1 protein-coding gene is annotated in these 240 nt (G+C 64.2%); it reads right to left on the reverse strand.

From position 1 onward, the window contains the following. On the reverse strand, positions 1 to 240 hold a 240-nt coding region (locus CVH10_RS23960; protein ID WP_369336018.1), incomplete at both ends, for a histidine kinase dimerization/phosphoacceptor domain -containing protein.

A 240-nucleotide genomic window follows, 5' to 3' on the forward strand; every position in this document is an offset into this window, starting at 1 on the left:
CCGTCGTCCGGCCCGATGGACTTGGACAGTTCGTCCATCAGCCCTTCCAGATACTCGTGCATGGCCACCTGGCTCATGTCGCCGGACGTGTAGAGGCGGCGGTGAACATGGGCCACGGCCTCTATCCGGGCCTGGGATTCCCGCAGCGCGTCCTTGGCGCCCTGGTCCGACACATGACGCATCTGCAGCGACATGAAGCTGGACACCAGCTGCAGCGAATTGCCGACGCGGTGATTCACC

The organism is Halomonas sp. ND22Bw, from assembly GCF_003011945.1.
GTDB lineage: Bacteria > Pseudomonadota > Gammaproteobacteria > Pseudomonadales > Halomonadaceae > Halomonas > Halomonas halophila.